Annotated in this window: 27 protein-coding genes and 1 pseudogene; 7 read left to right on the top strand and 21 right to left on the bottom strand. The window is 56.8% G+C overall.

Annotated elements, in window-relative coordinates:
• Positions 1 to 508: 508 nt before the first annotated feature.
• The 9 genes from AAC621_RS00775 to AAC621_RS00735 all read right to left on the bottom strand — a co-directional run bounded on the left by AAC621_RS00775 (position 509) and on the right by AAC621_RS00735 (position 8,770).
• Entirely contained in the window at positions 509 to 1,552 is a 1,044-nt protein-coding gene (locus AAC621_RS00775) for an alpha/beta fold hydrolase (protein ID WP_340251221.1), read from the bottom strand.
• A 249-nt stretch (positions 1,553 to 1,801) separates the two neighbouring features.
• Positions 1,802 to 3,157: an IS1380-like element ISPme1 family transposase gene (locus AAC621_RS00770; RefSeq protein ID WP_012112698.1), complete on the bottom strand. Its 1,356-nt coding sequence runs from the start codon at positions 3,155 to 3,157 to the stop codon at positions 1,802 to 1,804.
• Positions 3,158 to 3,233: 76 nt separating this feature from the next.
• A complete protein-coding gene (locus tag AAC621_RS00765) occupies positions 3,234 to 3,596 on the bottom strand; it encodes a hypothetical protein (protein ID WP_340251218.1) in 363 nt (120 codons plus the stop codon).
• Positions 3,593 to 3,934, bottom strand: coding sequence for a hypothetical protein (locus AAC621_RS00760; protein ID WP_340251216.1), 342 nt, complete (start codon positions 3,932 to 3,934; stop codon positions 3,593 to 3,595). Before AAC621_RS00760 ends, AAC621_RS00765 begins: the two co-directional genes overlap by 4 nt.
• Entirely contained in the window at positions 3,931 to 4,281 is a 351-nt protein-coding gene (locus AAC621_RS00755; RefSeq protein WP_340251214.1) for a hypothetical protein, read from the bottom strand. Before AAC621_RS00755 ends, AAC621_RS00760 begins: the two co-directional genes overlap by 4 nt.
• A 197-nt stretch (positions 4,282 to 4,478) precedes the next feature.
• A complete protein-coding gene (locus tag AAC621_RS00750; protein WP_340251212.1) occupies positions 4,479 to 6,803 on the bottom strand; it encodes a phage/plasmid primase, P4 family in 2,325 nt (774 codons plus the stop codon).
• Positions 6,800 to 7,015, bottom strand: a complete 216-nt coding sequence (locus tag AAC621_RS00745; RefSeq protein WP_340251210.1) for a helix-turn-helix transcriptional regulator — start codon at positions 7,013 to 7,015, stop codon at positions 6,800 to 6,802. The genes AAC621_RS00750 and AAC621_RS00745 overlap by 4 nt, the downstream gene beginning before the upstream one ends.
• Before the next feature lie 73 nt (positions 7,016 to 7,088).
• The gene (locus AAC621_RS00740) at positions 7,089 to 7,484 is read right to left on the bottom strand and encodes a hypothetical protein (protein ID WP_340251207.1); all 396 of its coding nucleotides are present in this window, start codon (positions 7,482 to 7,484) and stop codon (positions 7,089 to 7,091) included.
• 2 nt (positions 7,485 to 7,486) lie between these two features.
• Complete coding sequence (locus tag AAC621_RS00735) at positions 7,487 to 8,770, bottom strand: tyrosine-type recombinase/integrase (protein WP_340251205.1); 1,284 nt, start codon at positions 8,768 to 8,770, stop codon at positions 7,487 to 7,489.
• A 262-nt stretch (positions 8,771 to 9,032) separates the two neighbouring features.
• Here AAC621_RS00735 and typA point away from each other — a divergent pair, with 262 nt between their 5' ends.
• The gene (gene typA, locus AAC621_RS00730; RefSeq protein WP_340251203.1) at positions 9,033 to 10,850 is read left to right on the top strand and encodes a translational GTPase TypA; all 1,818 of its coding nucleotides are present in this window, start codon (positions 9,033 to 9,035) and stop codon (positions 10,848 to 10,850) included.
• Between the two features lie 36 nt (positions 10,851 to 10,886).
• Here typA and cysE read toward each other — a convergent pair whose 3' ends face one another.
• Together cysE and AAC621_RS00720 are read right to left on the bottom strand one after the other, a co-directional pair.
• Entirely contained in the window at positions 10,887 to 11,702 is an 816-nt protein-coding gene (cysE, locus tag AAC621_RS00725) for a serine O-acetyltransferase (RefSeq protein ID WP_340251201.1), read from the bottom strand.
• A gap of 89 nt (positions 11,703 to 11,791) precedes the next feature.
• Positions 11,792 to 12,034 (bottom strand): hypothetical protein, encoded by a 243-nt coding sequence (locus AAC621_RS00720; protein WP_340251199.1) that lies wholly within the window; start codon positions 12,032 to 12,034, stop codon positions 11,792 to 11,794.
• Positions 12,035 to 12,081: 47 nt separating this feature from the next.
• Here AAC621_RS00720 and AAC621_RS00715 point away from each other — a divergent pair.
• Positions 12,082 to 12,213 (top strand): annotated as a pseudogene (locus AAC621_RS00715) (V4R domain-containing protein); the annotation flags it as partial.
• Here the strand turns inward: AAC621_RS00715 and mltG are convergent.
• From mltG to fabD, 5 genes are all read right to left on the bottom strand, one after another.
• Positions 12,210 to 13,376: an endolytic transglycosylase MltG gene (gene mltG / locus AAC621_RS00710; protein ID WP_340251197.1), complete on the bottom strand. Its 1,167-nt coding sequence runs from the start codon at positions 13,374 to 13,376 to the stop codon at positions 12,210 to 12,212. The pseudogene AAC621_RS00715 and the gene mltG overlap by 4 nt on opposite strands.
• A gap of 3 nt (positions 13,377 to 13,379) precedes the next feature.
• Positions 13,380 to 14,636, bottom strand: a complete 1,257-nt coding sequence (fabF, locus tag AAC621_RS00705; protein WP_340251195.1) for a beta-ketoacyl-ACP synthase II — start codon at positions 14,634 to 14,636, stop codon at positions 13,380 to 13,382.
• 189 nt (positions 14,637 to 14,825) lie between these two features.
• Positions 14,826 to 15,059 carry an acyl carrier protein gene (locus AAC621_RS00700; RefSeq protein ID WP_340251193.1) on the bottom strand — a complete coding sequence of 78 codons (234 nt, stop codon included), beginning with the start codon at positions 15,057 to 15,059 and terminating at the stop codon, positions 14,826 to 14,828.
• A 213-nt stretch (positions 15,060 to 15,272) separates the two neighbouring features.
• On the bottom strand, positions 15,273 to 16,010 hold the full coding sequence (fabG, locus tag AAC621_RS00695; RefSeq protein ID WP_340251191.1) for a 3-oxoacyl-[acyl-carrier-protein] reductase: 738 nt from the start codon (positions 16,008 to 16,010) through the stop codon (positions 15,273 to 15,275).
• Between the two features lie 11 nt (positions 16,011 to 16,021).
• A complete protein-coding gene (fabD, locus tag AAC621_RS00690) occupies positions 16,022 to 16,954 on the bottom strand; it encodes an ACP S-malonyltransferase (RefSeq protein WP_340251189.1) in 933 nt (310 codons plus the stop codon).
• 247 nt (positions 16,955 to 17,201) lie between these two features.
• On the opposite strand from fabD, the gene rpsF reads away from it, so the two are divergent.
• The 3 genes from rpsF to rplI are packed head-to-tail and all read left to right on the top strand — an operon-like array spanning position 17,202 to position 18,442.
• Positions 17,202 to 17,555 carry a 30S ribosomal protein S6 gene (gene rpsF, locus AAC621_RS00685; protein ID WP_340242711.1) on the top strand — a complete coding sequence of 118 codons (354 nt, stop codon included), beginning with the start codon at positions 17,202 to 17,204 and terminating at the stop codon, positions 17,553 to 17,555.
• 20 nt (positions 17,556 to 17,575) lie between these two features.
• The gene (rpsR, locus tag AAC621_RS00680; protein WP_340251187.1) at positions 17,576 to 17,803 is read left to right on the top strand and encodes a 30S ribosomal protein S18; all 228 of its coding nucleotides are present in this window, start codon (positions 17,576 to 17,578) and stop codon (positions 17,801 to 17,803) included.
• 12 nt (positions 17,804 to 17,815) lie between these two features.
• Entirely contained in the window at positions 17,816 to 18,442 is a 627-nt protein-coding gene (rplI, locus tag AAC621_RS00675) for a 50S ribosomal protein L9 (protein WP_340251185.1), read from the top strand.
• Between the two features lie 80 nt (positions 18,443 to 18,522).
• On the opposite strand, the gene AAC621_RS00670 is transcribed toward rplI, so the two are convergent.
• From AAC621_RS00670 to AAC621_RS00655, 4 genes are all read right to left on the bottom strand, one after another.
• A complete protein-coding gene (locus AAC621_RS00670) occupies positions 18,523 to 19,413 on the bottom strand; it encodes a hypothetical protein (protein ID WP_340251184.1) in 891 nt (296 codons plus the stop codon).
• A gap of 170 nt (positions 19,414 to 19,583) precedes the next feature.
• Positions 19,584 to 20,909 carry a trigger factor gene (gene tig / locus AAC621_RS00665; RefSeq protein ID WP_340251183.1) on the bottom strand — a complete coding sequence of 442 codons (1,326 nt, stop codon included), beginning with the start codon at positions 20,907 to 20,909 and terminating at the stop codon, positions 19,584 to 19,586.
• Positions 20,910 to 21,050: 141 nt separating this feature from the next.
• Entirely contained in the window at positions 21,051 to 21,908 is an 858-nt protein-coding gene (locus tag AAC621_RS00660) for an SMP-30/gluconolactonase/LRE family protein (RefSeq protein WP_340251180.1), read from the bottom strand.
• 9 nt (positions 21,909 to 21,917) lie between these two features.
• A complete protein-coding gene (locus AAC621_RS00655; RefSeq protein ID WP_340251178.1) occupies positions 21,918 to 23,447 on the bottom strand; it encodes an aldehyde dehydrogenase (NADP(+)) in 1,530 nt (509 codons plus the stop codon).
• 200 nt (positions 23,448 to 23,647) lie between these two features.
• On the opposite strand from AAC621_RS00655, the gene AAC621_RS00650 reads away from it, so the two are divergent.
• The gene (locus tag AAC621_RS00650) at positions 23,648 to 24,079 is read left to right on the top strand and encodes a c-type cytochrome (protein WP_340251176.1); all 432 of its coding nucleotides are present in this window, start codon (positions 23,648 to 23,650) and stop codon (positions 24,077 to 24,079) included.
• A gap of 101 nt (positions 24,080 to 24,180) precedes the next feature.
• Here AAC621_RS00650 and AAC621_RS00645 read toward each other — a convergent pair whose 3' ends face one another.
• Positions 24,181 to 24,687 (bottom strand): helix-turn-helix transcriptional regulator, encoded by a 507-nt coding sequence (locus AAC621_RS00645; protein WP_340251174.1) that lies wholly within the window; start codon positions 24,685 to 24,687, stop codon positions 24,181 to 24,183.
• A 153-nt stretch (positions 24,688 to 24,840) separates the two neighbouring features.
• Between AAC621_RS00645 and AAC621_RS00640 the strand changes: the two genes are divergently transcribed.
• Positions 24,841 to 25,245 (top strand): hypothetical protein, encoded by a 405-nt coding sequence (locus tag AAC621_RS00640; RefSeq protein WP_340251171.1) that lies wholly within the window; start codon positions 24,841 to 24,843, stop codon positions 25,243 to 25,245.
• The last annotated feature ends 211 nt before the right edge of the window (positions 25,246 to 25,456 follow it).

The following is a 25,456-nucleotide window of genomic DNA, read 5'->3' as shown; positions in this document are numbered from 1 at the left end:
AAGACTTGAACCCCGGGATCTCTGATTGAAAACATCTATCCCTGTGCCGTCGCGACCCGCACAATATTTCAAAGGCCACCCCACTGAACGCAGGCCGTGACCAAAAAGGGAAACCGTCAGAGCAACAACGCGCGATCAAATAGGTTACCAACGGGCAACCCAGCCCAAGATAAATGGCCTAAACATAAAATTTAAAAGACATTCCTGAAAATGGCGGAGGGGATGGGCCTGACGTCAAACCTTCTCCACCGCATAGCCGACTCGGTTCCGAATTCGCAGAGCAATACTCTCAATCGTAAAGGCAAAGGCCGGGCTGTTCGACTTCGCGGCAGAACGCCGTATCGGCGTGCCCGCGACTACAGGTTTCCGGCCATGGCGGAATGCGCTGCCGCTCTCGGGTCCTCAAGATGGAGCGGTCACTCCTGTCCATGGCTTCCAGCCTTCGCCGTTCCCAAAAGAGTTGAAAGAAGCCCGCCGGCCATTTCTATGTGCCGACGGGTCCGACTGTTCAACCCATGAGGTCGCGCAGGTTTGTATCGAGTTGCGCGATCATCGCCGCGTCCGTCCCGAAGAGGCCCAGATGTCCGTCGATGCTGTCCAGCACCCTGAACTGGGCGTCCTTAACCAGCGCGGCTTCGCGTTCGCAGTCGGATGGCGGGAAGAACATGTCGTGGCTGATAGGCATCACGAACATCTTCGCAGTGATGCGGCTCAGGGCCGCCGCAAGATCTCCACCCGCATGACGCGAAACATCGCCGCGCTGCCACTTCCACGCCATGCGCAGCAGGTTGTTGGGGTCCATCGGTCCGAAATAGCCGCACATGAAGGCATCTACGAAATGTCCCATGTCAGTGAAGCCGAGCGCCCGGTGCCGTCCTTTGGCAAAGAACTCGGTCGACCAGCCCATCACCGTCCAGAGCATCGCGTGGCGCCGCAGTCCGGCCGCCACATCGGCGGAGGTCTGATAGGCTCCGCCAGCGTAACCTGGATCTGTGGTGATGGCTTCCATCAGCGTCTGGGTGAACAGGAAGTCGTGCTCGGTATTGGCTGCGGTACCGGCCAACGGGGCCGCCCGTGCAACCATGTCGGGAAAGCGCACCGCCCATTCGTAGGTCTGCTGCGCACCCATCGATCCGCCGATGACCAGTGCCAACCGCTCGATCCCGAAGTGCTGTGTCACCAGTCGATGCTGCGCAACCACATCGTCGCCGATGCGGACGAACGGGAAATCCGCGCCGCCGCCGGGGCCCGAAGTATTCGACGGCGAGGTAGAGAGCCCGTTCCCGATCTGGTTCACGAAGATGAAGAAATGGTTTGCAGGGTCCAGCGCGCGACCTGAGCCGACGTAGACGTCCTGCATGATCCTGCTGGTGCCCGAATACCAGGTCGGGACAAGGACCGCATTGCTGCGATCTGCGTTCAACGTGCCCTGCGTTGCAACGGCCAACTGGCAATTGCGCAGCGTGCCGCCTTCTTCCAGATCAAGATCTCCGATCCCGATCAGGTCGTATGCGCCGTGCACGTCGTGATTGTAGTAGGGGTGCGGTGCCATGGTTTCCTCCCTCGCGCCGATGCAAGCCGACATTCCCCAAGTGGCCTGCCGCTTGACTTCAAGATCGCCTGATTTTGCTCGCTGGGCAAGCGTTTTTTTGGCCCCGAGCGGTGTCTGTCGTCGCGCAAACGGCCGAAGTCGGGTGGATCAAGCCTCGAACCCGCAGCATTCTGGCCCGGCAGAGCCGCTTTTCCGCGCGGCAGACGGACCTGTCCTGCCGCTTTCGTTCAGCTTGGGCATGGATCGTGGTCATGCGCATGACGGAGGCGTTCGAAGACGGCGGATGGCGGCAAGGACGGCCCGCACCATCGGGCCGGTGACGGCGACCTCGGCCAACTGGAAGGTAATGGCGCGGGCGTGGCGGACGACGCGGGCGCCGATCTTGATCAGCTTGAGTTGCAGGCTGGTCAACGACCAGTCCGCCATGGCCTCGGGCAGTTCGATGCAGCGCAGGAAGGTTGCCAGGTTGTAGGCCAGCGCGTGCAGTTGCAGCCGCACCTCGTTGTGCCGGAACTTCCGGCATGACAGCCGCGTCCAGCGAAAGGCATATTTGCCTTCCTTGATGTGCTGCTCTGCGGTGCCGCGCTGGTTGTAGAACCTCACCACCCAGTCTGGCTCCATCGGCAGGTTGGTGACGATGAAGCCGACTTTGGGGAACAGCTCGCCCGGATGCCATTCGATCTTGGCGATGACGCGGCGCGGCTTGTCCCAGGACGCCGCCTGATACTCGAAGTCCTCGAAGAACCGTTTGACCTTGGTCAGCGAAGGCCGTCCCACGGGCCGTGTCAGCCGATGCGCGATCTTCTCGCGCAAGACGGCGTTGGCGGGCAGACGGATGGCGTAGAAGAACCTGGCTTCTTCCAGCCGCATATAGATCGCGGGGATCGCGTAGGCAGCGTCGGCCCGGAAGAAGCGTCCACCAAGGTCGCGGCCAGCATATCGGGCAATGACGGGATCAAGGACATCCCGCCAGCCATCGGCGCTGTGGACATTGCCGTTACGCAGGGCGCAGCGCTCCAGCATGCCAAACTGGTTGAACAAGAAGATGGGGTGATAGCAGGTGCAGTCGAAATGCCCGTTCCAGGCAGCACCTTCCTGATCGCCGTGGGTGGGGCTGACCGAGCTGTCCATGTCCAGCACGATGTATTTCAACCCGTTGCGGTCATGAAACCGGTCGATCCATTGGCCGTTCAGATCGGCCAGCGCCGCCCGGTTCGCGGCCAGAGCCAGCGTCTCGGTCTCGAACCGTCCCATCTGCGATGCCGAAGCAGCTTGCGCCTCGACGGCCCTGCCGCCAACGACCTGACGCATCACGGGATCGAGGGCCAAGCGGTCGGCATCGTTCACATCCTCGTATCCGGCCAGTCGTCCGAACACCGATTGCCGGAACAATCCGTCAAGCCGATGGAGCGTGTTCTTCCCGGTGCGGCTGTCTCGCAGCGCCTCCGACGCCAGATTGGACAGGCCGAGCACGTCATCAAGCTCGCGCATCACCAGCAGGCCACCGTCTGAACTGATCTGCGCACCACGGAACTCCAGACGCACACGGCGGTCGAAATCAACCCGATCTCCCCGCGCCAAGCCCGCACCCTCCAGGTGATCCATGAAACGCGCCCCTCGCAGCCGTCAACGCCATGATTTATATGCGAAATATCACGATTACGACAGCGAAATCAGCGACTTACTTGGAGAATGTGGGTCCATAACCTTCTGCGACCATCAATGAAGCATATGACGCGGTGCCGTATCTGGAGATGTATTCACATGCAGTTGAAAAACCACTCTCACCCAAACTCATTCTTTGGCCTGCAACAAAACCCCGCAAATATTGTTGGCAAACCTGGACATCAGCGACCCTCAGCGCCTCTGGCGTTAATCCATTATTTGTCTCAGGATTCGGAATCCCACTAAGCACAGACAATCGATTTAATATTTGATCAGTTTGAGATGCCACTACACAAGGTGACAATGTCAAATCGATATTCTGTGCGGACACCGGCAAAGTCCAAGCAATACAAAAAAAAATCTGCAGAAATTTTTTCACACAGTGGTCCTCCAAACTCTTCTACCTCCCCCATCTTGTGACCAGTCCCTGCTTCGTGTCCAGCCTAACCGTCTTAGAGCCAATCCGATACTGCCTGCGCAGGGGCGGGCGTTGTACCGACCGTGCAGCCGCGCCACGAGTTCGTCCATGGCCCACGGGCGGTTGCGCTGTGCGGGCGGCAGGGAGCGCATGAGGGCCTCGATCTGATTGGTCAGTGGGATGTCGCATTGAATGCGACTGTCGCGCAGGCGCTTGCGCTCCGCTGCACGGATGGCCTCTTTAGATTCGTTCTTGGCGCGTTCACGCTCGGCCCGCAGATGGTCGATGTAGCGTTTCATGTGTCAACTTCCTGTGGTGGCAGGATAACGACTTCCGGACATACAGGGCAGTCTTCAGGACAAAGATTCATGGCTCTGATAAACCCGTGGCCAACGTGTTGCGCCGCCCTATGCGCTGCATCCTCAAGCTCACCCTCTCGCTGCGCGCAAGAGCCTTCTCTGTCTGGGAAGGTCCATCCCGCGCGCCCGTACCGGTCACCTTCACTGCGCGCGGACCATTGCCATGTTGTAGGTCCAAATATTGCTTTCGGATCAAGGGGTGTAATTAGGGCAACAATTTCATCTCCATAGAACCCGGCGTATGTATTGTTTCCATCGGGCATGAAGGTCAGCTTCTTCTTTTCCATGTCTTGTTTCCTTTCGACCGGGGCAGCGGTTGTAAAGTATTGCGTGGTTTGCGCGGTTTGGGTCCATTTCCCATAAAGTCCCTATGTGAAGCTCTATAGAAAAAGTTTCGGGATGAGCTCTGAAACTGAGCAAAGTGCGCATAACCACACATGCGAGGGGCTGCTCCAGTAGAAGGTGGGGCAGCCCGTGTATATTTTTATTTCAAGTGTATCGTATCACGCTGCAGCGCTATCCGGGCATATTCGCGACCCGAATTAACCTTTGGATGCCCCCGGTCGCTCAGACGACGTGTAAAGGTGTTTTTAGTGGCAGCCCGGCTGCCGTTTTCGGCCGCCCAACTAATATATGCGGCGTAAAGATCACCTGTCGGGCAACTCAGGTCTGCGCCCATGCGGCACCGGTCGCTTATAAACTGACCTATGATGTCCTCATCGGTCCGGTAGCCTTCCGTCGCGGTTTTTACAGATTCGGGCACGGCCAGCCCGTGTGCCCAATAGTCCTTCACCCCGTCGAGCGCCCAGTTCAGGATGCCACTGCCTTCACGGCGTAAACGTTCCTGAAGTCTCGAATCTTGTTCATGCTCGGGTATTTGGACGCTCCAGTCGATCAGCGTCACCCTGCGCCATATGCCCAGGCTCGTGTCGTGAATCGCTGGGCGGTGGTTCCCGGCCATGATGAACGTATGTGACGGAGCGAAGTCGATAAATGACCTCCCGTATACCGGCCGCGCAGTCAGCACATCGCCACCGGTCCAGAGCTTGACACGTTCTTCGTCCAAGCGCCCCTCCCGTACCTCACTAGCGAATGTGCCCCTTGCGCCCTGTAAGCGAAGGGTGTCGGCGCTTGGTCCTTGGGAGGACCGATCTTGCCGCATAAGGGCCTCGGCTTGTATACTCACAGCGTAATCGCCAAGTATGAACATCAGGGCGTCAACGAAGGTGGTCTTCCCATTTGCACCACCACCGTGAAAAAAGAACAGACGCTGTTCGCCTGGCTTGCCCCAAAGGGTCAGCCCAGCAACTTGCTGGATCAATCTGCGCACCGCAGCATCGGGCTGGACACGAGCTAGGAACGCCTCGAACTGCGGTGCAGCGGCTTCTGGAGCGAACTCGACGCCTGCTCGCTTTGTGATGAGATGATCAGGGCGGAACCCGATAAGCGAACGCTTGCGCAGGTCGAGCACGCCGTTCCTGACACCCAAGAGGTCTGGCTGAGCATCGAGGTCGGCAGCCGCCACCGTCATGCCATCGTGCGTCCATCCCACGGCTGCCATTGCGTCCATGCGCGGCAGAGTACTGCTGGCCGCCGCGTGCTTCGCGGCCTTCTGGCTCGTCTCGACCTGTCCCTTCTCCATTAAGGCCGCACCGGTCTCGTGGATATACGCGATGGTTTTGCGGGCGGCCCGCCGGATCATATTCGTCGGGTCACCTGCCTTGCTCCACCCGGCGTGCGGGTCGAACCTGAGCACATCGCCGGTCTGGTCCACGCGCAGCAACCGCCCCCGCCAGACATTTGCGAATATACTGCCGTTGAGAACGTCCCGCTCCTCGACCTGATCAGTCACAAGCACCGTCGAAAGCCGTACACGCCGAGGGTCTTCCCAGCCTGCCGCCTTCGCCATGCCGAACAGTGTCCCGAGGGTTATGCCGCCCGCCGGTTCGATGCTATTCCACGCCTTGTCGAAAGCGGCGTCGGTGTATTTCTCACCCCCCTCTGACCATGTGCGTGCGAGACCTTCGGCACACGCCCACTCCGTGGAACGGATCGCCATCAGCACGGATACCCACTCCGGGTGGAGCATATCGGGGTCAAGCACTGCCAAGGCACCGCGCACCCGCTCGACATTCGCGGGTGTCTCTGGGTCGGGGCCATAGGCACCGAAGTTTACGGCCTTTGCACCCGCGTTCTTTACGGGTGCTCCGGACAGGCCGCCTTTAGCCTGCACCGCAAGACGCATGGCGGCTACACCAGCGTCTACCGACTCCCATGCTCCGGCGTTCATAAGCACTTCCCCGGTAACGGTCACGAACCGGCCTTGAGCATACGCCTCGAACCCTGTGCCCTTGTCTGCGATTTGGGCGAATCCGCTCGTCGATCCAATTACCCTTAGACCGCGCCCCGATGGGCTGCGTTCAATATAACAGTCCTTACACGCCTTCATTATGCGCCGAACATCCAAATCGTTGATGAGCTTGCCGCTCGCGTCGATGCAGTTGTCGAGGTCGAGTGCACCGATACCCGTACTGGACAGGAGCGCGATGCCCATGCCCGCGTAATGCTGCGGAGCGGCGTTATAAGCCGCCAAAGCTTCGTCGAAGGTCACAAGATTGGCCACGTCTTCCGGGTTACCAAGAGAGCCGCTCCGCACTGCTCCATTCGCATAGTACGGCACCTTGTCGGGCTTGGGTTTGTCGGCCTTTATGACCGCTTTCCAAAGTAACCAGAGCTTCTGCGCCTTGAGTTCATAGGGAACGACGTCGCCCATGCATGCCGAGGGTGGATTGAAATAGTCGCGTTTCATGACACGCCTCCGTTCAAGTAGGCACGAACATCGGACACGCGCCACCGGCGGGCCTGCGGTCCAATAGCAATGGGCTGCGGCAAACGCCCAGCCTGCACGTCACGCCAGATCGAGGCGCGGCTGCGCCCTGAGAGGATCGACAGCTCCTTCGCCGAAACCAATGCCTCAGCAGGCAGGCTGGTAAGTGTTTCAAGTCTTTGCGGTATGGCCATGGTGCCCTCCAGTTGCGTTTGGATGACACACGCATATCGGCTGATGGCAGGGGCAGTACTTGGTCTGTCCAGATTATTTTGGCATGCGCTCAAAGTACCGTAGAACGGTCCTTTTACTTAGCCCTTCTGCAATCGCGATCTGCTCCGCCTTGTGTTTTAGCCCCCAGTACTTGAGGTTCCTCGTACGAGCATCACGGCACCGCTCATCAGCTGCTGCTGCCTTCCCTTTGCCGCCTGCCGGACCCCTTTCTGGTGGCTTGATCAGCTGATGCTCTTCGTCGTCCGTATATTGAAGAAATTTATCATTCGCATTCGGAGTCTCGGACACTATCGCGTCAGCAAGTGGCGACGGCTGACCAAGCCGACTAAGAAAGTAGTCGGGCACGTTTGCGGCGGCCTTGTCCATCTGCTGTCGCATATTTGCCTTTGCACGCTCTCTGGCTTTCCGTTGTGCTTTTGTTTCTTTCATCCTCACCCCCTCCCTCCCAGCGCAACAACATTCCCACCAGCAGCCACTCCCGTGACATGTGCCGCCCATGCGTCCATTACGCCACGCCGTTGCTCTACTAAATCCGTCCGGTGATAGGCTGCTTCGACGGCATTACGGATCGTATGCGCAAGCGCGCGCTCTGCTAGATCACGTGATACGCCCTTCTCACTGGCCCAGTCTCTGAATGTCGACCTTAAGCCATGGGGCACCGCAGGACGCCCAGACCGCTGGTCTAGGTATCCTCCATCCCGAGCTTCGTTGATGCGCTTCATGCAGGCACTTAGTGCCGCGTCAGACAGCATCCCACCCCTCACCGCCGGAAAGACGTAAGGCGAGCCCAAATCGCGCGGCAGCGCCTGCAACAGCGCGACCGCCTGCGCGGTGAGCGGCACTCGGTGCTCCTTTCCAGCCTTCATCCGCTGCGCAGGTATGGTCCAAAGCTCGGCCTTGAGGTCGATCTCAGCCCATGTAGCGCCCCTGATTTCACCCGACCGCGCAGCCGTTAGGGCCATGAATTCCAGCGCTCGGGCAGCTACACCATCGCGCCCCTTCAGATCAGCAAACCAACGAACCACGTCGCCGATTGACAGCGCGGGGTGATTAGTGACCTTCGCCACTTTCGAGGGCTTGGGCAGGATTGCGTCAAGGTTTCCTTTCCACCGGGCCGGATTGTCACCCTCCCTATGTCCCGCCACGGTCGCCCATGCCAACACCCCCTCGATACGCCCCCTCACGCGGGTCGCCGTCTCCGTCTTCGTCTGCCACATCGGCTCTAGTACGCGCAGCACGTCCGGGACGCCTATGTCACCCACCAGCATCTTCCCCAACTTCGGGTTTGCGTATGTGCCCAGGGTCGAGCGCCACTGATCGCAGTGTTTGGGGTTCTTGAACTCAGTCAGTTTGCTATCAAGGAACTTCTCGACAGCCTTCTCGAAGGTCAGCCCGCGTTTCTGCTCGGCCTGCAGCCGGGAGCGCAGCGCCTTGCGCTCCTCGACAGGGTCGAGCCCCTGCCAGACCTTCTCCAGCTCAGCACGCGCGCGTTCACGCGCCTGCGCCAGCGTCACGGTGGGATAACTACCCAAGCCGATATGCCTGCGCTTGCCGCCCACTGGCGTACGGAGGAGCCATGACTTGGACCCACTCGGCGTGATCTGCAGCATCAGACCCTGCACCCCGCCGACCGAAATGACCTTGTTTGACTTACCCCCGTCATGCTCCAGACGCTTAACCTCAAGTGCTGATAGTTCCTTAGCTAGCTTTGGCATTACCAACCTTCCTACCTACCCAAATGCTTGCGATCATCTGAGACTAGCTGAGATAGGGTGCACAAGTAAAATCGATCAAGGCCTTGTAAAAAATTATATTTTTAACCTGAATGTGCTCGGATGACACAATTAAATGGCGGCCTGTCTCTCCGCCACATCCCTGCACACCCAATCCCTGCCCCGCGCATTTGCGTCTGGCTTTTGTCGGGCTTTGCCGTTATGGGCCTGCGGAACTCTCCCCCTTTGCGGATAAGGAATTCCGATGGAACTGCGTAATATCGCGATTATCGCCCATGTCGACCATGGCAAAACAACCCTTGTTGATGAGCTGCTCAAGCAATCGGGCGCCTTCCGCGAGAACCAAGCCGTGGCTGAGCGCGCGATGGACAGCAATGACCTAGAGCGCGAGCGCGGGATCACTATTCTGGCGAAAGCCACCAGCGTGGAATGGAATGGCGCGCGCTTTAATATTGTGGACACTCCAGGCCACGCCGATTTCGGCGGTGAGGTGGAGCGCATTTTGAGCATGGTGGATGGCGTGGTTTTGTTGGTGGATGCCGCAGAAGGGCCAATGCCGCAGACGAAATTCGTAACGTCCAAGGCACTGGCGCTAGGCCTACGCCCCATTGTTGTGCTGAACAAGGTGGATAAACCAGATGCCGAGCCTGATCGCGCCTTGAACGAATGTTTTGATCTGTTTGCTTCGCTTGGTGCAAGTGATGAGCAGCTTGATTTCCCGCATCTCTATGCATCGGGGCGCTCTGGTTGGGCGGATACATCGCTGGAAGGGCCGCGCAAGGATTTGACGGCGCTGTTTGAATTGGTGATGCGCCATGTCCCTGCCCCGCGTCAGATTGCAGAACGCAGCGCGCCGTTTCGGATGCTGGCCACAACGCTTGGCTCTGACCCGTTTATTGGGCGTATCCTGACAGGGCGCGTTGAAAGCGGCACGCTAAAACCAAATGAAACCGTTAAGGCGCTGTCGCGTGATGGCACCCAGATCGAAAGTTTTCGGGTGAGCAAAATCTTGGCCTTCCGCGGCTTAGGCCAGCAACCCATCGATGCGGCTGAAGCGGGGGATATTGTGACACTTGCGGGTATGACCAAGGCCACTGTGGCAGATACAATCTGCGCGCCCCAAGTCACCGAGGCGATCCCTGCGCAACCGATTGACCCGCCGACGATTACCGTGACCTTCGGCATCAATGACAGCCCTCTTGCAGGCCGCGATGGCAAAAAGGTGCAAAGCCGTGTGATCCGTGAACGCCTGATGAAAGAGGCAGAATCGAATGTGGCCATCAAGGTGGCAGATACGCCCGGCGGCGAGGCGTTTGAGGTCGCAGGGCGCGGCGAATTGCAGATGGGTGTCTTGATCGAGAACATGCGCCGCGAGGGGTTTGAACTGTCGATTTCCCGCCCGCAAGTTTTGTTCCGTGAGGAAGGCGGTCAACGCCTCGAACCCATCGAAGAAGTGACTGTCGATGTGGATGATGAATATGCGGGGGCGGTGATTGAGAAAATCACAGGCCCGCGCAAGGGCGATCTGGTCGAGATGAAGCAAAATGGCGGCAAGACCCGTATCGTGGCACATGTGCCATCGCGTGGTTTGATCGGCTATCACGGGGAATTCTTGACCGATACGCGCGGCACGGGCGTGCTGAACCGCGTTTTTCACGAATGGGCACCCCATAAAGGGCCAATTCCCGGTCGGCGCGCGGGCGTTTTGATCTCCATGGAAGATGGCGAGGCCGTGGCCTATGCCCTGTGGAACCTTGAAGAGCGTGGCCGCATGTTCATTGGCCCGCAGGAAAAAGTCTATCAAGGCATGATCATTGGCGAACATAGCCGCGACAATGATCTAGAAGTGAACCCGCTTAAGGGCAAGAAATTGACCAATGTGCGCGCCTCTGGCTCTGATGAGGCAGTGCGCCTGACCCCGCATGTTCAATTCAGCCTCGAAGAGGCGATCGCCTATGTTGATGATGATGAATTGGTTGAAGTGACGCCAAATTCGATCCGTTTGCGCAAGCGCTTCCTTGATCCGCACGAGCGTAAACGCCAATCGCGCGCGGCAAGCTGACAAACAAAAAAGCCCGCCATTTTGGCGGGCTTTTCCTTATTCGTTTTTGCCAGTCGGTAAGAGTTGATCCATGCTGATAGAGGGCTGTGCGCATCCCGCCTCGCCCACGACCTTTGCGGGCACCCCCGCAACAGTGGTGCAATCAGGCACCTCGTGCAGAACAACAGAACCAGCAGCAATGCGCGAGCAATGACCAACACGGATATTGCCCAAAACTTTGGCGCCTGCGCCGATCAAAACGCCATCCCCAATTTTGGGATGCCGATCTTCTTCCTCTTTGCCTGTGCCGCCTAAAGTCACCGAATGCAGCATCGACACATTGTCGCCGACCACGGCCGTTTCACCGATCACGATAGAATGCGCGTGGTCGATCATGATCCCCTGCCCGATCCGCGCATTGGGGTGGATATCCACGCCGAATAGCTCAGAGGTGCGCATTTGGATGAAATATGCAAAATCGCGCCGTCCGTGCTGCCACAGCCAATGACCCAAACGATAGGCCTGCACCGCTTGAAACCCTTTGAAATAGAGAAGCGGTTGGATGAAACGATGGCAGGCAGGGTCGCGATCCGTCACGGCAACAATATCCGCACGGGCCGCTGCGCCAAGAGATGGGTCGCTGCGATAGGCCTCGTCTGCAATCTCACGCAGGATTTGTTCGCTCATCTCACTTGAGGCCAGCTTCTGCGACATCCGATAGGCCAATGCCGCCTCTAGCGATTTATGATGCAGCACGCAGCCATGGATCACACCACCTAGCAGAGGCTCGGCTACAATAGCCTCCTCCGCCTCGCGCAAGATACGATCCCATACAGGATCCAGCTTAGATGGTTTTGGGTGTGTTTGGGCCATATTCTGCCTCCATCACGTCAATTCAGACGACCGATATAGCAGGTATAGCATATTTGAAAACCCAATGCGCTTTCAAAATTTGGGGCGGGTTAGACCCAATCGGGCAGGCTTAATTGAATATAATGCGCCACCAATCGCACCGTTCCACCTGAAAAAACTCCGCCTTGTGCAGTAAGGGTAAGGGCAGTTGGTGACCAATAAACAAGCGGCGCTTGCGGCCCGTTTACCCATGAATTGAAACCCAAAGGTATGCCTGATCCAAATCGCAAGGGGTCGTTTGCGACCCCAATCGCCCATGTGCTCAGCGTGCCCATGAGCGTGAATGTGACCAATTCCGTGACCCCCAACCCGATGCTTCGTTCTGGGAAAATAGGGTCTGTTGTGCCACTGGCACTGCGCGGTTTTTGAACGGCTCTATCGCCGCCTCGTCAGTCCTGATGTCATCTGCCGAGAAACAGCTTGTGCTGCCGCAGGCGCGAACGCCTGCCGTTTCGTTTTGCGACGCGGTTAATTTCCAGAATTGGCTCGTGCATCCGCCTCAATCTCGCGCCAGAGCGCGACATTTCGGTTATGCTCGGCCAATGTTTCAGCAAAGGCGTGACCGCCTGTGCCATCTGCCACGAAAAAGATGTAATTCGTGTCGTCAGGGTTCAACGCCGCTTCAATAGAAGCGCGCCCTGGATTAGCAATCGGCGTTGGTGGCAGGCCGTCAATTTGATACGTGTTCCAAGGGGTTACGCGGTCAAGTTCACTGCGCCGCAAGCCACGCCCCAACACGCCTTGCCCCTCCGTGACGCCGTAGATCACAGTCGGGTCAGTCTGCAAACGCATTCCCTGCCGCAGACGATTGGTAAAGACACTGGCAACAACCCCGCGCTCTTCAGCCTGCCCCGTTTCTTTTTCGATGATTGAGGCCAAGATCAACGCCTCTTGCGGCGTGCTGATTGGCAGGTTCTCTGCACGATTGGCCCACGCCTCCATCAAAATGGCCTCTTGGCGGGCTTGCATCTGAACCAACAGCTCCGCCCGCGCCATGCCGCGCGTGGCCTCGTAGGTGTCCGGGGCCAATAACCCTTCGGAAGGGATCTCCGCTACCTCACCGGTTAGGAATTCTGCTGATTTCAGCCCTTCAACAATCTGCCAAGATGTCAAACCTTCTGGGATCGACACGCGATAGGCAATGCTTGCGCCGCTTTCGGTGATTTCGCTGTAAATCGTTGGGATTTCCGCATCATAGGCAAATTCAGCCAATTCAATCACTTCGCCCGTGCCAGGCACCCGCTCGACCAGACGCTGCTCGCCCGTGCCATCAATGCGCAGAACATAGGTTGCCACATAACGATAAACGGGGGCGGCATTTTGGGTGATGACCCCCAAAATCTCCTCCATTGAGGCGCGCGCAGGGATTTCAAAAGACCCGGCACGAATAGCGCCTGACATGTCACTATATTCTGCGCCCAAACGAAAAATAGCAGGATGCGTCACAGCCCCCGCTTCGGCCAAACGCGCGGCCACTTGCGACAGGCCCGCACCGCGCGGCACCTCGAAAAAGATCGGCCCCTCAAGCGGCCCTTCCTTGGTAAATTCCCGCTGACCCCACCCGATCGCGCCAGCCACGGCGATACATAGCACAATCAGCAGGCTGAACGCATTCGCAGCCACGCTTTTCCACATATGTCAGACTTTCCCCATAATCAGACAGGCATTTGTCCCACCAAAGCCAAAGGAATTGCTCTGCACCACATTGATCTCGCCCTTAACAGCCTGATTGGCGCAAAGATTGATGGCCGTTTCTGCCGCAGGCGTATCAAGGTTAATTGTTGGGGGGACGATTTGGTCACGAATGGCCAAGATAGAGAAGATCGCCTCAATCGCGCCCGCTGCACCCAACAAATGTCCTGTTGCGGATTTTGTTGAGGACATCAGCAGATTTTTCGCATGATCCCCCATCAACCGCTCAACCGCGCCCAATTCAATGGTATCGGCCATAGTCGAGGTGCCATGCGCATTGACGTAATCCACATCTGACGGCGCTAGCCCTGCACGCTTAAGTGCGGCACGCATCGCGCGCTCGGCCCCTTCATGGTCAGGCGGTGGGGCCGTGATGTGATGGGCATCGCCCGACAGGCCATAGCCTAAAATTTCCGCATAGATTTTTGCGCCGCGCGCTTTGGCGTGTTCATATTCCTCCAACACAACCACGCCCGCGCCTTCGCCCATGACGAACCCGTCACTGTCACTATCCCATGGACGGCTTGCCTTTTGAGGTTCATCGCCCCGCTTGGTCGACAACGCCTTGCACGCGTTAAAGCCCGCAATACCAATTTCACAAATCGGGCTTTCTGCACCGCCTGCAATCATCACATCCGCATCACCCCATTGGATAAGACGCGCCGCGTCCCCAATGGCATGTGCGCCCGTGGAGCAGGCCGTTACAACCGCATGGTTTGGCCCACGGAAGCCATATTTGATCGACACTTGCCCAGAGATCAGGTTGATCAGCGCACCTGGCACAAAGAAAGGCGATACGCGGCGCGGCCCTTTTTCCTTAAGCGTGATGGATGTTTCGGCAATCGAGGCCAAGCCACCAATGCCAGACCCAATCAAAACACCTGTGCGCTCAAGCGCATCACGATCTTCGGGTTCCCATCCTGCGTCTTTGATGGCCTGCTCGGCCGCCGCAACGCCATAGAGGATGAATTCATCCACTTTGCGCTGTTCTTTCGGCTCCATGTAAAGATCAGGGTTAAAGGTCCCATCCGACCCATCGCCGCGCTTCACTTCGCAGGCATAGGTCGTTGCCAGATGGCTTGCGTCAAAGCGGGTGATGGTTCCCGCCCCTGATTGGCCCGCCAAAAGCCGCGACCATGTCTCCTCCACCCCTGTGGCCAAAGGTGTCACCAGTCCCAATCCTGTCACAACAACGCGCCGCATCTTCACTGCCCTTCTCTCGTTTCGCGAAAGCTTGCACGTTGATAGCCTAGGGGTGCCAAGATGGGCAATCCCTCTCGCAGAAATCAGGCAGATTCCCTTGCCATTTTGGCACAAAAAAACGGCACCGCCGCAACGATGCCGTTTTCAAAACCTATCCCTCAGCTACTAGGCGGACTGTGGGGGAATGGATTATTGCGCGTCAGTGATGAACTTGACCGCATCGCCGAAAGTCTGGATCGTTTCCGCCGCATCATCGGGGATTTCGATGCCAAATTCTTCCTCGAACGCCATTACCAACTCGACTGTATCGAGCGAATCCGCGCCCAGATCGTCAATGAAAGACGCGTTTTCAGTCACTTTGTCTTCATCTGCGCTCAGATGCTCGACAACAATTTTCTTCACGCGACCTGCGATATCGCTCATGTTCTTTCCTCATCCGTTTCGTGCGTGGGTTTATCCCCTGCACTGTTTCACTGGGCCGATTTTGGCCGCTCAATCCCGATCCCAACCGACTCAACCAGAGAAATGTCAGAACCAGAGCCGCCGAAAAGCAAAGCCTTTCGGTGAAAATCAGCGCCGCTATAGCATGTTTGCGAAATAAGGCAATGCCTCAATCCCACCATAACGGCACAACTGTTACAGCATCGCCATGCCGCCATTCACATGCAACGTGGCCCCTGTAACATATCCCGCTTCATTTGATGCCAGATACAGCACGGCTGCCGCGATCTCTTCGGGTGTTCCCATCCGCCCTGCGGGGATTTTGACATTGATGGCCGCTTTTTGATCATCATTCAGCTTATCTGTCATCGGTGTTGCAATGAAACCTGGCGCGACACAGTTCACAGTCACGCCACGGCTCGCCACCTCATAAGCAAGGCTTTTTGACATGCCCACTATGCCCGCTTTCGCGGCTGCATAATTCCCCTGCCCTGGATTGCCCGTTGCCCCCACGATAGAGCTGATATTGATGATCCGACCCCAACGCGATTTCATCATACCGCGCAACGCGCCGCGGCACAGCCGCATGGTTGAGGTCAGATTAACCTCCAACACCTGTGCCCATTCCTCGTCTGACATCCGCATGAACAGGTTATCGCGTGTGATGCCCGCATTATTGACCAAAATATCCATCGCGCCCATGCCCTCGATGGCTTGTTTTGGCAGGGCTTCAACCGCCTCAGCATCGGACAAATTGCACGGCAGAACATGGCTGCGCTCACCCAGTTCAGCGGCGAGGGCCTCAAGCGGCTCAACCCGCGTTCCAGATAGGGCAACCACTGCCCCCGCGCTATGCAACGCGCGCGCAATATCCGCACCAATCCCCCCAGATGCGCCCGTCACAAGCGCAGATTTTCCTGTCAAATCAAACATAAAGCCCGTCCTTATCCCTTTAGCGCGGCAATATCCGCAGCCGTTCCGATTGCTTTTGTCTCCATCTCGCGGGCAATGCGCTTGACCATCCCAGACAGTGCTTTGCCCGCGCCGAGCTCCCACGCCTCGGTCACATCATTTTGCGCCATCCACATCACGGATTCGCGCCACCGCACGCGGCCTGTGACCTGCGTGATCAGATTGTCGCGGATCAGTGCGGGGTCATTGCTTGGCCCCGCCATCACGTTGCCGACCAATGGCACAACAGGCGCGTTTAACGTGACACTTGCCAACGCCTCCGCCATTGCATCGGCCGCAGGTTGCATCAATGCGCAATGAAAGGGGGCAGAGACAGGCAGCATCACAGCGCGCTTGGCCCCGCGTGCTTTGGCAAGCTCAACGGCGCGCTCTACCGCCGCCGCATGACCCGAAATCACAACTTGCGCGGGGTCATTGTCATTGGCCGCTTGGCAAACATCCCCATCAGCCGCGTCAGAGGCCAAATCCGCCACCGTATCAAAATCTAGGCCCAAGATTGCGGCCATCGCGCCCTGCCTTTTGGGCGTAGCTTTTTGCATTGCATCGCCACGAATGCGCAACAACTTGGCCGTATCCGCCACCGACAGGCTACCTGCCGCACAAAGCGCGGAATATTCGCCCAAAGAATGCCCCGCCACAAAACTTGCGTGCTCTGTAAAGGCAAACCCTTCGGCCTCAAGCGCGCGCACGGCGGCCATTGACGTTGCCATCAACGCAGGTTGCGCATTGGCGGTCAGGGTCAATTCGTCCTGATCCCCCTCCCAAATCAAATGCGACAGGTTTTGACCCAGTGCTTCATCCACCTCTTCAAACACCGCGCGCGCCGCGGCGTAGGTTTCAGCCAAATCACGGCCCATTCCAATGGTCTGCGCCCCTTGGCCCGGAAAGATAAAAGCACGGCTCATATTGCCTCTCCCACTTGTTTGTCTTGGGGTTATGGCTACAAGATATAGGGGGCAAGGGCAATTCATAACCGCAATTTTGTCCTGATTTTACGGCAAGCCCGCTACAGCTTGCACCCTGCCGTGATCTGTGTTTAAACCAGGCAACTTTCGCCTAATATAAATGCAACGGCGTGATCCCTCGTGACTGATGGGGCGAAAGTGGAACGCATCGGTCTTTGAAACGCGCCCGAACAGTATCGGAGTTCACATGCCCCTTTACGAGCATGTTATGATCTCGCGTCAGGACTTGTCCAACGCGCAAGCTGAAAGCTTGATTGAGCATTTCAGCACCGTCCTCAAAGACAATGGTGGTTCCGTGGTTGATGCCGAATATTGGGGTATCAAGACCATGGCCTACAAAATCAACAAGAACCGCAAAGGCCATTATGCCTTCTTGCGCAGCGATGCCCCATCGGCTGCCGTGCATGAGATGGAGCGTTTGATGCGCTTGCATGATGACGTGATGCGCGTCTTGACCATCAAGGTTGACGCCCACGAAGAAGGCCCTTCGGTTCAAATGCAAAAACGCGAAGAACGCGGCGAACGCCGCGAGCGCCGTTAATTTAAGGGAAGGATAGAATCATGGCAGCAAAACCGTTTTTCCGCCGCCGCAAGTCCGACCCGTTTGACGGAGAAGACGCGCCAAAAATCGATTACAAAGATGTGCGCTTGCTTCAGCGTTACATCTCTGAACGTGGCAAGATCGTGCCTGCACGTATCACTGCCGTATCAGCAAAAAACCAGCGCAAGCTGGCACAGGCCATCAAGCGCTCTCGTTTCCTCGCGCTGTTGCCCTATGCAGTGAAGTAAGGAGAAACCGATATGGATGTGATCCTTCTTGAACGCGTGGCCAAACTTGGCCAGATGGGCGATGTCGTTTCGGTAAAAGACGGCTATGCGCGTAACTATCTATTGCCACAGCGCAAGGCGATGCGTGCAAATGACAACAACCTCAAGGCATTCGAAGCGCAAAAAGCCCAGCTTGAAGCGCGCAACCTTGAGACAAAGAAAGAAGCCGAGGATTTGGCAGCTCGCTTGGGTGGTCAGCAATTCGTTGTGATCCGCTCGGCCTCTGATTCTGGTGCGCTTTACGGCTCTGTCACCACCCGTGACGCGGCTGATGCGGCCACCGATGCAGGGTTCAGCATTGATCGCAAGCAGGTTGCCCTGACCGCGCCGATCAAAGAGCTTGGCCTTCACGTTGTGTCTGTCGTTCTGCACCCTGAGGTAGATGTGACCATCACCCTCAACGTGGCACGTTCGACCGAAGAAGCAGAATTGCAAGCCTCTGGTAAGTCAATCCAAGAACTGGCCGCCGAGGAAGAAGCTGCTGCAGAATTCGAAATTGCAGAACTCTTTGACGATATCGGCGCAGCCCAGCTGGACGATGATGAAGACGCCCCTGCCCCTGCGGCAGAGGCAGCAGACGAAGGTGACGAAAACGCATAAGCGTTTCTCAGACTGCAAACCAAAAGAAAACCGCGCCCCAAACAGGGCGCGGTTTTTTCTGTTTACCACCTTCGCTTGGATCAGTTCGTCCAAGTCTCCAATTCCAAATTGGCGGGACAGCTTTGACCATTATATGTGCCAAGCCAAACATCAACACGCCCGTTTAGCGCCGATGACCCATAAACATTGATCAAAGGATCAAGGTTGCCATTGCTGTCATCATCAAACAGCCATGTACCATCCGCTGTATTGACCAACATCACGGTGTCGCAACTCGCGTTGACCTGCAATTCCAACCGATACCCCTGCATCTGGCTGAGGTTGAAGGAAAATTGCGGTGCAGGCGTGAACCAGCCATGACCAGGCAAACCGCACCCAGAAATCTCGCCGCTGCCATAGGCCGATGCTGAGAAATTGGTGGGTGAGTATAGTTGCGGCCCGTTCAAATTATAGCTTGGCCCTGTCAGGCCGATGGTCGGACAATTGCCCGAATTGCTTGGCGCGGCGGTGCTCGCCGTCCATGTTTCAAATTCAATCGTAGCCGAACAATTTGCCCCTAAGGTGCCAACCCAGACATCCACCTGCCCATTCAGCGCATCGCTGCCCGAAATACGCAGCATTGGATCAAGATTGCCGTTGCTGTCATCGTCAAAATACCAGATGCCATTAGCTGAATTCACAAGTAGCGTAGCATCGCAACTGCTGTTCACTTGGATCTCAAGATCATAACCCTGCATGCCTGACAGGTTTAGCGTATATTGCGGGCTTGCCGAGACCGATCCTGCACCAGATATGCCGCAATTGCTGAGCATCGCCCCGCCCGTTGCCATGGTCGAATAGCTTTGCGGTGAATAAAGCTGATCCCCGGTAAAACTCAGATAAGTGCCGCTTTTGGCAAAGGTTGGACAGGCGGCTGCCGTGACCACAGACACAAACAACACGGCACAGGCTGATAGTAAAACGCGTAGCATGACTTCGTCCCTCATTTTTTTGAATTATCCCCAAATCGCGAATGGCACGCGCGACCCATATGTGCATTTCACCCCGTCTCTAGCTTACGCCGAAATCCCCAAAGCACCACAAAAAAGCCCCCAATCTTCATTGGGGGCCTTTCGCAATGCTGTAAAAAGTCTTTTGAAGATTACTCTTCGTCCAAGGCCTCAACAGCTTTTTCAAGCTTGGCTTTGGTGGTTTCAACATCCTTCACTTCAGCCTGCTCAAAGATATAGTCAACGACCTTATCCTCGAACAATGGTGCGCGAAGCTGCTGCTGCGCTTGCTGATTTTTCTGAATGAATTCAAAGAACGCGCGCTCTTGACCAGGGTATTGACGCGCTTGGTTCATGACCGCTTGGGTGAATTCCGCATCGGTCACTTGAACCTCGTTCTTCTGACCCAATTCCGCCAAGAGCAAGCCCAACTTCACACGGCGCTCGGCCAGTTTTGTGTGCTCTTTGGTTGGTTTGATCTCACCATGATCATGGCCCTGATGCTCAGGGTTTTCTTCATGCCAAAGCTGATGCGCGATCTGCGCGGCTTCTGCCTCGACAAGGCTTGGGGGCAGATCAAACTTAACTTTCTTGTCCAGCTGATCGAGCAAAGCGCGTTTGGTGATCTGGCGCGCGGCCCCTGCATATTCGGCCTGCAAACGCTCCGACACCTGACCCTTCAGGGCCTCAAGGCTTTCTGCGCCATATTTCTTGGCAAGCTCATCATCAATCGCCGCAGGAACGGGCTTTTTGACCTCTTTGATTGTGCAATCAAAGGTCGCTTCTTTCCCTGCCAGATGCTCAGCGCCGTATTCCTCAGGGAAGGTTACAGAAACCTGCTTTTCTTCGCCTGCTTTTACGCCGATCAACTGATCTTCGAACCCTGGGATGAAGCTATTCGAGCCCAAAACAAGTGGGTAATCTTCGGCGCTGCCGCCTTCAAACGCCTCGCCATCGACCTTGCCTACGAAATCAAAGACGACCTGATCATCTTTGGCGGCTTTACCCTTTTTGGTTTCGAAATTCTGGGCTGTCTCAGCCAGTTTCGCCAGTGTCTCGTCAATCTCTTTGTCTGATGCAGGCACAACCATGCGCTCAAGCTTCAGCTTCTTGTAATCCACATCAGGGATTTCTGGCAGACGCTCATAGGACATCGAGACGATGACATCATCGCCTTCTTTCCAATCCTCGTTCACCATCTTGACCTCAGGCTGCATCGCAGGGCGGTCGCCAGATGTTTCAAGGTGGTTTTGCATCGCGCTATCAACAGCGTCTTGCATCGCCTCGCCCATGACACGGGGGCCGAATTGCTTTTTCAAAAGCGCCATCGGCACTTTCCCCTTGCGAAAGCCTTTCATCTCAATCTCAGGCTGCGCTTCGGTCAGTTTCTCATTGACCTTGGCTTCGAGTTCCGCACCCGTGATGGTGATTTCATAGGCGCGCTTTAGGCCTTCGTTTAGGGTTTCCGTGACGTTCATCTGCTTTCCTCGCAATCGAAAACGGTGGTCACCCAAAGGCGACCCGCAAAAAGGGAATTTGCGCCTTACTATTGACAGGCAGGGGGGCGTTCAACCCCGAAATGCGGGCCAAGCGGCGCTTGGCCCCTGCATTCACATAAATTAGGGCAAAATAACCCGTGGTTCAGCCACGCCTTTGACCTCAAGCCGTGCATGATAGAGCAATCCTTGCGGCGCATCTGGCGCGTCCATCCCCTCCTGTGCGGAGGTGATGTAGAGGTCTTGAAGGTCTGGCCCACCAAAGGCGGGGCAACTGGAATGCCGCCCGTCAAGCGTGACCACGCGCTCAAGCCTGCCATCGGGGGCATAACGCGCAACACGGCCCCTGCCCCATTGCGCATTCCAAATATAGCCTTCGGCATCCACCACAGACCCGTCAGGGTTCAAATCTTCCCCTCGCAGGTCAAGAAACACCGAAATTGGCCCATCGGGCCATCCATCGGCATTAAGGCCGACCTGCATAATCTGCTGATCTGGGGTCGAGCAGAAATAGGCGTTCTTGCCATCAGGCGAAAAGCAAATCGAATTGGGTATGGTCACGGCTGCGAATAATTTGCGCAATTCACCCTTATAGTAGCGATAAATCGCTCCTGCCCCCTCTTCGAACTTCTTGCCCATCGTCCCGATCCAGAACCCGCCCTGATGATCCGCGCGGCCATCATTTGAGCGTGTCACGGGGTTATCCGCCTCAAGATCACACAACGGCGTGGCGGTGCCTGTGTCCAAATCAAACACAAACAGCGCGCGTTCAGAGGCGATGACGATACGGGTCTCATCGACCCATCCCGCCGCCGAAACCAAATCTGGGAACCCATATTCGCGCTGAGCGCCATCTTTCAGCGCAAAAAGGGTTTTGTTCATAATATCGAACCACAGCAATTCCCCACGCAACGGATGCCACAAAGGCCCCTCACCGAGGAAATTTGGCTGTGTCGTTATCGCGCTTGCATGCACACCCATGATCCAACCTCACTTGGCCAATTCACTGGGCAACAGACCCTCAGGCATGTTTTGATAGCACACAGGCCGCAAAAAGCGGCGGATCGCCAAAGATCCCACGGATGTCGCCCCAAAATTTGTAGACGCAGGATAAGGCCCGCCATGCACCATGGCATCGCAGACCTCGACCCCAGTGGGGAAACCGTTGGCCAATACGCGGCCTGCTTTGCGCTCAAGGATCGGTAAGAACGCGCGGGCCTCTGCCAGATCGCCGTCATCCATATGCAACGTGCAGGTCAACTGCCCCTCAAGACTGAGGGCAATTCCGCGCATCTGTGCAAGATCACGGGCGCGCACAACCATCCCCATTGGGCCAAACACCTCGTGACCAAGCGCATCATTGGCTAACCAATCTGCGCCGCTCACCTCATACAGATAGGGGGCTGCATCGCGGTTGTCGCACATGGTTCCCAAAACCTCACGCACCGCGTTTTGGGCGCCGATGGTTTTGACCCCATTGCGATAGGCCTCGGCAATGCCTGTGGTTAGCATCACCTGCGGCGCGGTTGCAGTAAGCGCCTCACTTGCGGCCGCAACAAATGCATCGGCCTCAGCCCCGTCAATCACCACGGCGATCCCTGGATTGGTGCAAAACTGCCCCACGCCCATTGTCAAGGACCCGGCCCACGCGGTGCCAATCGCCGCGCCACGCGCGGCCATCGCGGCCGGCATCAAAAACATCGGGTTCACGCTGCCCAATTCGCCAAAAAATGGGATTGGGGTTGGACGCGCTGCGCAGAGATCAAACAAGGCGCGCCCGCCTTTGAGCGAGCCCGTAAAGCCAACCGCAGTAATCAATGGATGCTGCACAAGCGCGCCGCCCACCTCGTAGGCCCCGCCATGGATCATGCTAAACACGCCCTCAGGCATTTCGCAGGCGCGGATCGCAGCCAAGATAGCCTCGGCGATGATTTCAGCCGTTCCCGGATGGGCTTCATGCGCCTTGACCACCACGGGGCAGCCTGCCGCCAAGGCGCTGGCCGTATCGCCCCCCGCTGTTGAAAAGGCGAGTGGGAAATTCGAGGCGCCAAACACGGCCACGGGGCCAACAGGGCGCTGCATCATGCGCAAATCAGGGCGCGGCAACGGCGCGCGATCAGGTAGGGCTGCATCATGGCGCAAATCAAGATAGTCCTCTTTCAGGATATGCGCCGCAAACATCCGCAACTGGCCCGTGGTGCGACCGCGCTCCCCCTCAAGGCGCGCGGCAGGCAGGCCCGTTTCGCGGGTCCCAATATCGGTGATCATCGCGCTGCGCGCTTCAATCTCATCCGCGATTTTGTTGAGAAAGGCAGCGCGCGCCTCGCGGGATGTGGCACTATAATCCCAAAATGCAGTTTCAGCGGCCTGAACAGCCTGATCCACCAAAGCCGTGCTGCCCTTTGAAACCGCGTGACCCTGACCATCCACAGGGGCCGATGTAAACTGCCCCTCCCCTGCACGCCAGTGGCCTGCAATCAAATGCTGTCCATGCGGGTGAAATTTTGGCTCAGATCCCATAACGCGCTCCCTTATCACTGGCTGTTGGCGCTATCGTTAAAGACCTGCAAGCCATGCTGCAAGGGAGGGGCGTCAGGGTTTGCGGGAATTTGTCGCGCAAGCCTGACTTGAAATCAGATCAATCAACGCCAAAACTAGCCTTGTGACGGCGTCAATTTCAGTCATTCGTGCCAATAATGACTGACAAGGGAGTAAGTGATTTGACGCAAAAAATCGGACTGGCCGCAGCCTTGGCCTTTGCAGTTTCGGGCGGGGCAGCATGGGCAAGCGGTGACGCCGCTGCGGGTGAGCGCGCGTTCAACCAATGCGTGGCGTGCCATGTTGTCAAAAACGCAGCAGGTGACACGCTTGCGGGGCGTAATGGGCGCACAGGGCCAAACCTATACGGCGTGGCAGGCGGCCCTGCAGGGGTGGCCGAAGGCTTCCGCTATTCCGCCAGCCTTGCAGCCTATGGTGAGGCGGGCAATATTTGGGATGAAGAATCCTTTGTGGCCTATGTCCAAGACCCGACCGCCTATCTGCGCGAGGCGCTTGGCGACAATGGCGCGCGCAGCGCGATGTCGTTCCGTGTGCGTGGCGAGGAAGATGCCCGCGATCTTTACGCCTATCTCCAATCCTTGGCGACCGAGTAACGCCAAACATTCTCGCGCGGCATGGCGTTTCAGCCATCCGCGCGAGATAAAATCAGAGCGTGTCCGTTAAGCGTGGAGCAATGGCCATCTTAAGGCGCAACTTACTTGGTCGCGCCAATGTCAATGAACTCATCCACAAACAGCGAAAGCAGCTCAACGCGTGATTTTACCCCTGCCTTTCCCATCAGCGAATGAGTCTGTGACTTGATCGTGCCCAACTTTACACCACGCAGGTTTGCGATCTCTTCATTGTTCAATCCGCGCACGATCAAAAGACCAATATCCGCCTCTGTTTTTGACAGACCCCAATCGCCAAATTTCTGGCGGATCAACGCGTCAAAATCCTCGCGCAGATGATGGAGTGAGGCCGCTTGCGCATCGCTGAGACGTTCCAACCCCCGAAGATGCATCACCATTTGAACCATCCCTAGAATGAGGGCCAGAACTGCGGTTATTTCAAAAATCAGATGCACCAGTTCAACTTGAGAGTAGGAAATACCCGCCGCCAAATGGTCACTCAAATCAGCTACGACATCCAAAATGAAAAAGATGCTGCTCACCAGCATCAAACCCAAAGATACGAGAATGAAGCCTTTTTTGTTTTGCATTGGTTCCGTCCTCATAACACTCTGATCTGTTCCTGCTTACAGTAAACCCAAGTTAGACGCGATTGAACTAAAGTTTAACGACAAAATTCATCATGGGTTCTATCTCGATACCTATCAATTTGCCGCGAGGCACGCAATTTACGAGGTATCACAATGATCAGACGCACAGCTTTACAACTTCTCTTGGGCGGCGCAGCAGCCTTGCCTATGACCGCCATGCTTGCAGGCCAAGCCCGCGCAAGTTCGAATGGCGGCGGCAGTTCTGGCGGCAATGACAGCAGTTCGTCAGGCAGCTTCGGTGGAAACGACAACAGCTCATCAGGTAGCTTCGGCGGCAATGATGATAACGGCACATCAGGCAGCAGCAGCAATGGCTCAAACGGCGGTTCATCGCCAAATAGCCCCTCTGGCCCTGATGACACCCTTAGCGGCAGTTCGTCCAATGACGATTTTCTGCGCCTTCAACAGACGCAAAATATTGACCAGTCCCTGAATGATGACGGGCTAGACCCCGTTTCGATGGATAATCTGGCCAATGTCTTGGCGGATTTCCAATGAGGGCAGCTGTCCTGATCCTCGGCGCGGCGCTTCTGTCGGCATGTGTCGCAACGACATTTAATCGCGGCGCCACGCCTAATTTATATAGTGCATTGGACAGCCAACTTGATGGCTATAGCGGGGCCCTCGCATCAGGCGCGGGACGCTTTGAGATTGTGTCCACGCGAACAGATGGGCGCCGCCTCTGCCGTGTTGTCAATGTCGAAACGGA

This window comes from Roseobacter sp. HKCC-CH-9208, assembly GCF_037805125.1.
Classification (GTDB): Bacteria; Pseudomonadota; Alphaproteobacteria; order Rhodobacterales; family Rhodobacteraceae; genus M30B80.
This window is presented reverse-complemented; position numbering and strand designations above follow the sequence as displayed.

Bases quoted from the DNA above. Each gene is read 5' to 3' on its own strand.
- AAC621_RS00775 (WP_340251221.1), bottom strand. From the start codon at position 1,552: ATGGCACCGCACCCCTACTACAATCACGACGTGCACGGCGCATACGAC.
- AAC621_RS00770 (WP_012112698.1), bottom strand. From the start codon at position 3,157: ATGGATCACCTGGAGGGTGCGGGCTTGGCGCGGGGAGATCGGGTTGAT.
- AAC621_RS00760 (WP_340251216.1), bottom strand. From the start codon at position 3,934: ATGAAACGCTACATCGACCATCTGCGGGCCGAGCGTGAACGCGCCAAG.
- AAC621_RS00755 (WP_340251214.1), bottom strand. From the start codon at position 4,281: ATGGAAAAGAAGAAGCTGACCTTCATGCCCGATGGAAACAATACATAC.
- AAC621_RS00750 (WP_340251212.1), bottom strand. From the start codon at position 6,803: ATGAAACGCGACTATTTCAATCCACCCTCGGCATGCATGGGCGACGTC.
- AAC621_RS00745 (WP_340251210.1), bottom strand. From the start codon at position 7,015: ATGGCCATACCGCAAAGACTTGAAACACTTACCAGCCTGCCTGCTGAG.
- AAC621_RS00740 (WP_340251207.1), bottom strand. From the start codon at position 7,484: ATGAAAGAAACAAAAGCACAACGGAAAGCCAGAGAGCGTGCAAAGGCA.
- AAC621_RS00735 (WP_340251205.1), bottom strand. From the start codon at position 8,770: ATGCCAAAGCTAGCTAAGGAACTATCAGCACTTGAGGTTAAGCGTCTG.
- typA (WP_340251203.1), top strand. From the start codon at position 9,033: ATGGAACTGCGTAATATCGCGATTATCGCCCATGTCGACCATGGCAAA.
- cysE (WP_340251201.1), bottom strand. From the start codon at position 11,702: ATGGCCCAAACACACCCAAAACCATCTAAGCTGGATCCTGTATGGGAT.
- mltG (WP_340251197.1), bottom strand. From the start codon at position 13,376: ATGTGGAAAAGCGTGGCTGCGAATGCGTTCAGCCTGCTGATTGTGCTA.
- fabF (WP_340251195.1), bottom strand. From the start codon at position 14,636: ATGCGGCGCGTTGTTGTGACAGGATTGGGACTGGTGACACCTTTGGCC.
- AAC621_RS00700 (WP_340251193.1), bottom strand. From the start codon at position 15,059: ATGAGCGATATCGCAGGTCGCGTGAAGAAAATTGTTGTCGAGCATCTG.
- fabG (WP_340251191.1), bottom strand. From the start codon at position 16,010: ATGTTTGATTTGACAGGAAAATCTGCGCTTGTGACGGGCGCATCTGGG.
- fabD (WP_340251189.1), bottom strand. From the start codon at position 16,954: ATGAGCCGTGCTTTTATCTTTCCGGGCCAAGGGGCGCAGACCATTGGA.
- rpsF (WP_340242711.1), top strand. From the start codon at position 17,202: ATGCCCCTTTACGAGCATGTTATGATCTCGCGTCAGGACTTGTCCAAC.
- rpsR (WP_340251187.1), top strand. From the start codon at position 17,576: ATGGCAGCAAAACCGTTTTTCCGCCGCCGCAAGTCCGACCCGTTTGAC.
- rplI (WP_340251185.1), top strand. From the start codon at position 17,816: ATGGATGTGATCCTTCTTGAACGCGTGGCCAAACTTGGCCAGATGGGC.
- AAC621_RS00670 (WP_340251184.1), bottom strand. From the start codon at position 19,413: ATGCTACGCGTTTTACTATCAGCCTGTGCCGTGTTGTTTGTGTCTGTG.
- tig (WP_340251183.1), bottom strand. From the start codon at position 20,909: ATGAACGTCACGGAAACCCTAAACGAAGGCCTAAAGCGCGCCTATGAA.
- AAC621_RS00660 (WP_340251180.1), bottom strand. From the start codon at position 21,908: ATGGGTGTGCATGCAAGCGCGATAACGACACAGCCAAATTTCCTCGGT.
- AAC621_RS00655 (WP_340251178.1), bottom strand. From the start codon at position 23,447: ATGGGATCTGAGCCAAAATTTCACCCGCATGGACAGCATTTGATTGCA.
- AAC621_RS00645 (WP_340251174.1), bottom strand. From the start codon at position 24,687: ATGCAAAACAAAAAAGGCTTCATTCTCGTATCTTTGGGTTTGATGCTG.
- AAC621_RS00640 (WP_340251171.1), top strand. From the start codon at position 24,841: ATGATCAGACGCACAGCTTTACAACTTCTCTTGGGCGGCGCAGCAGCC.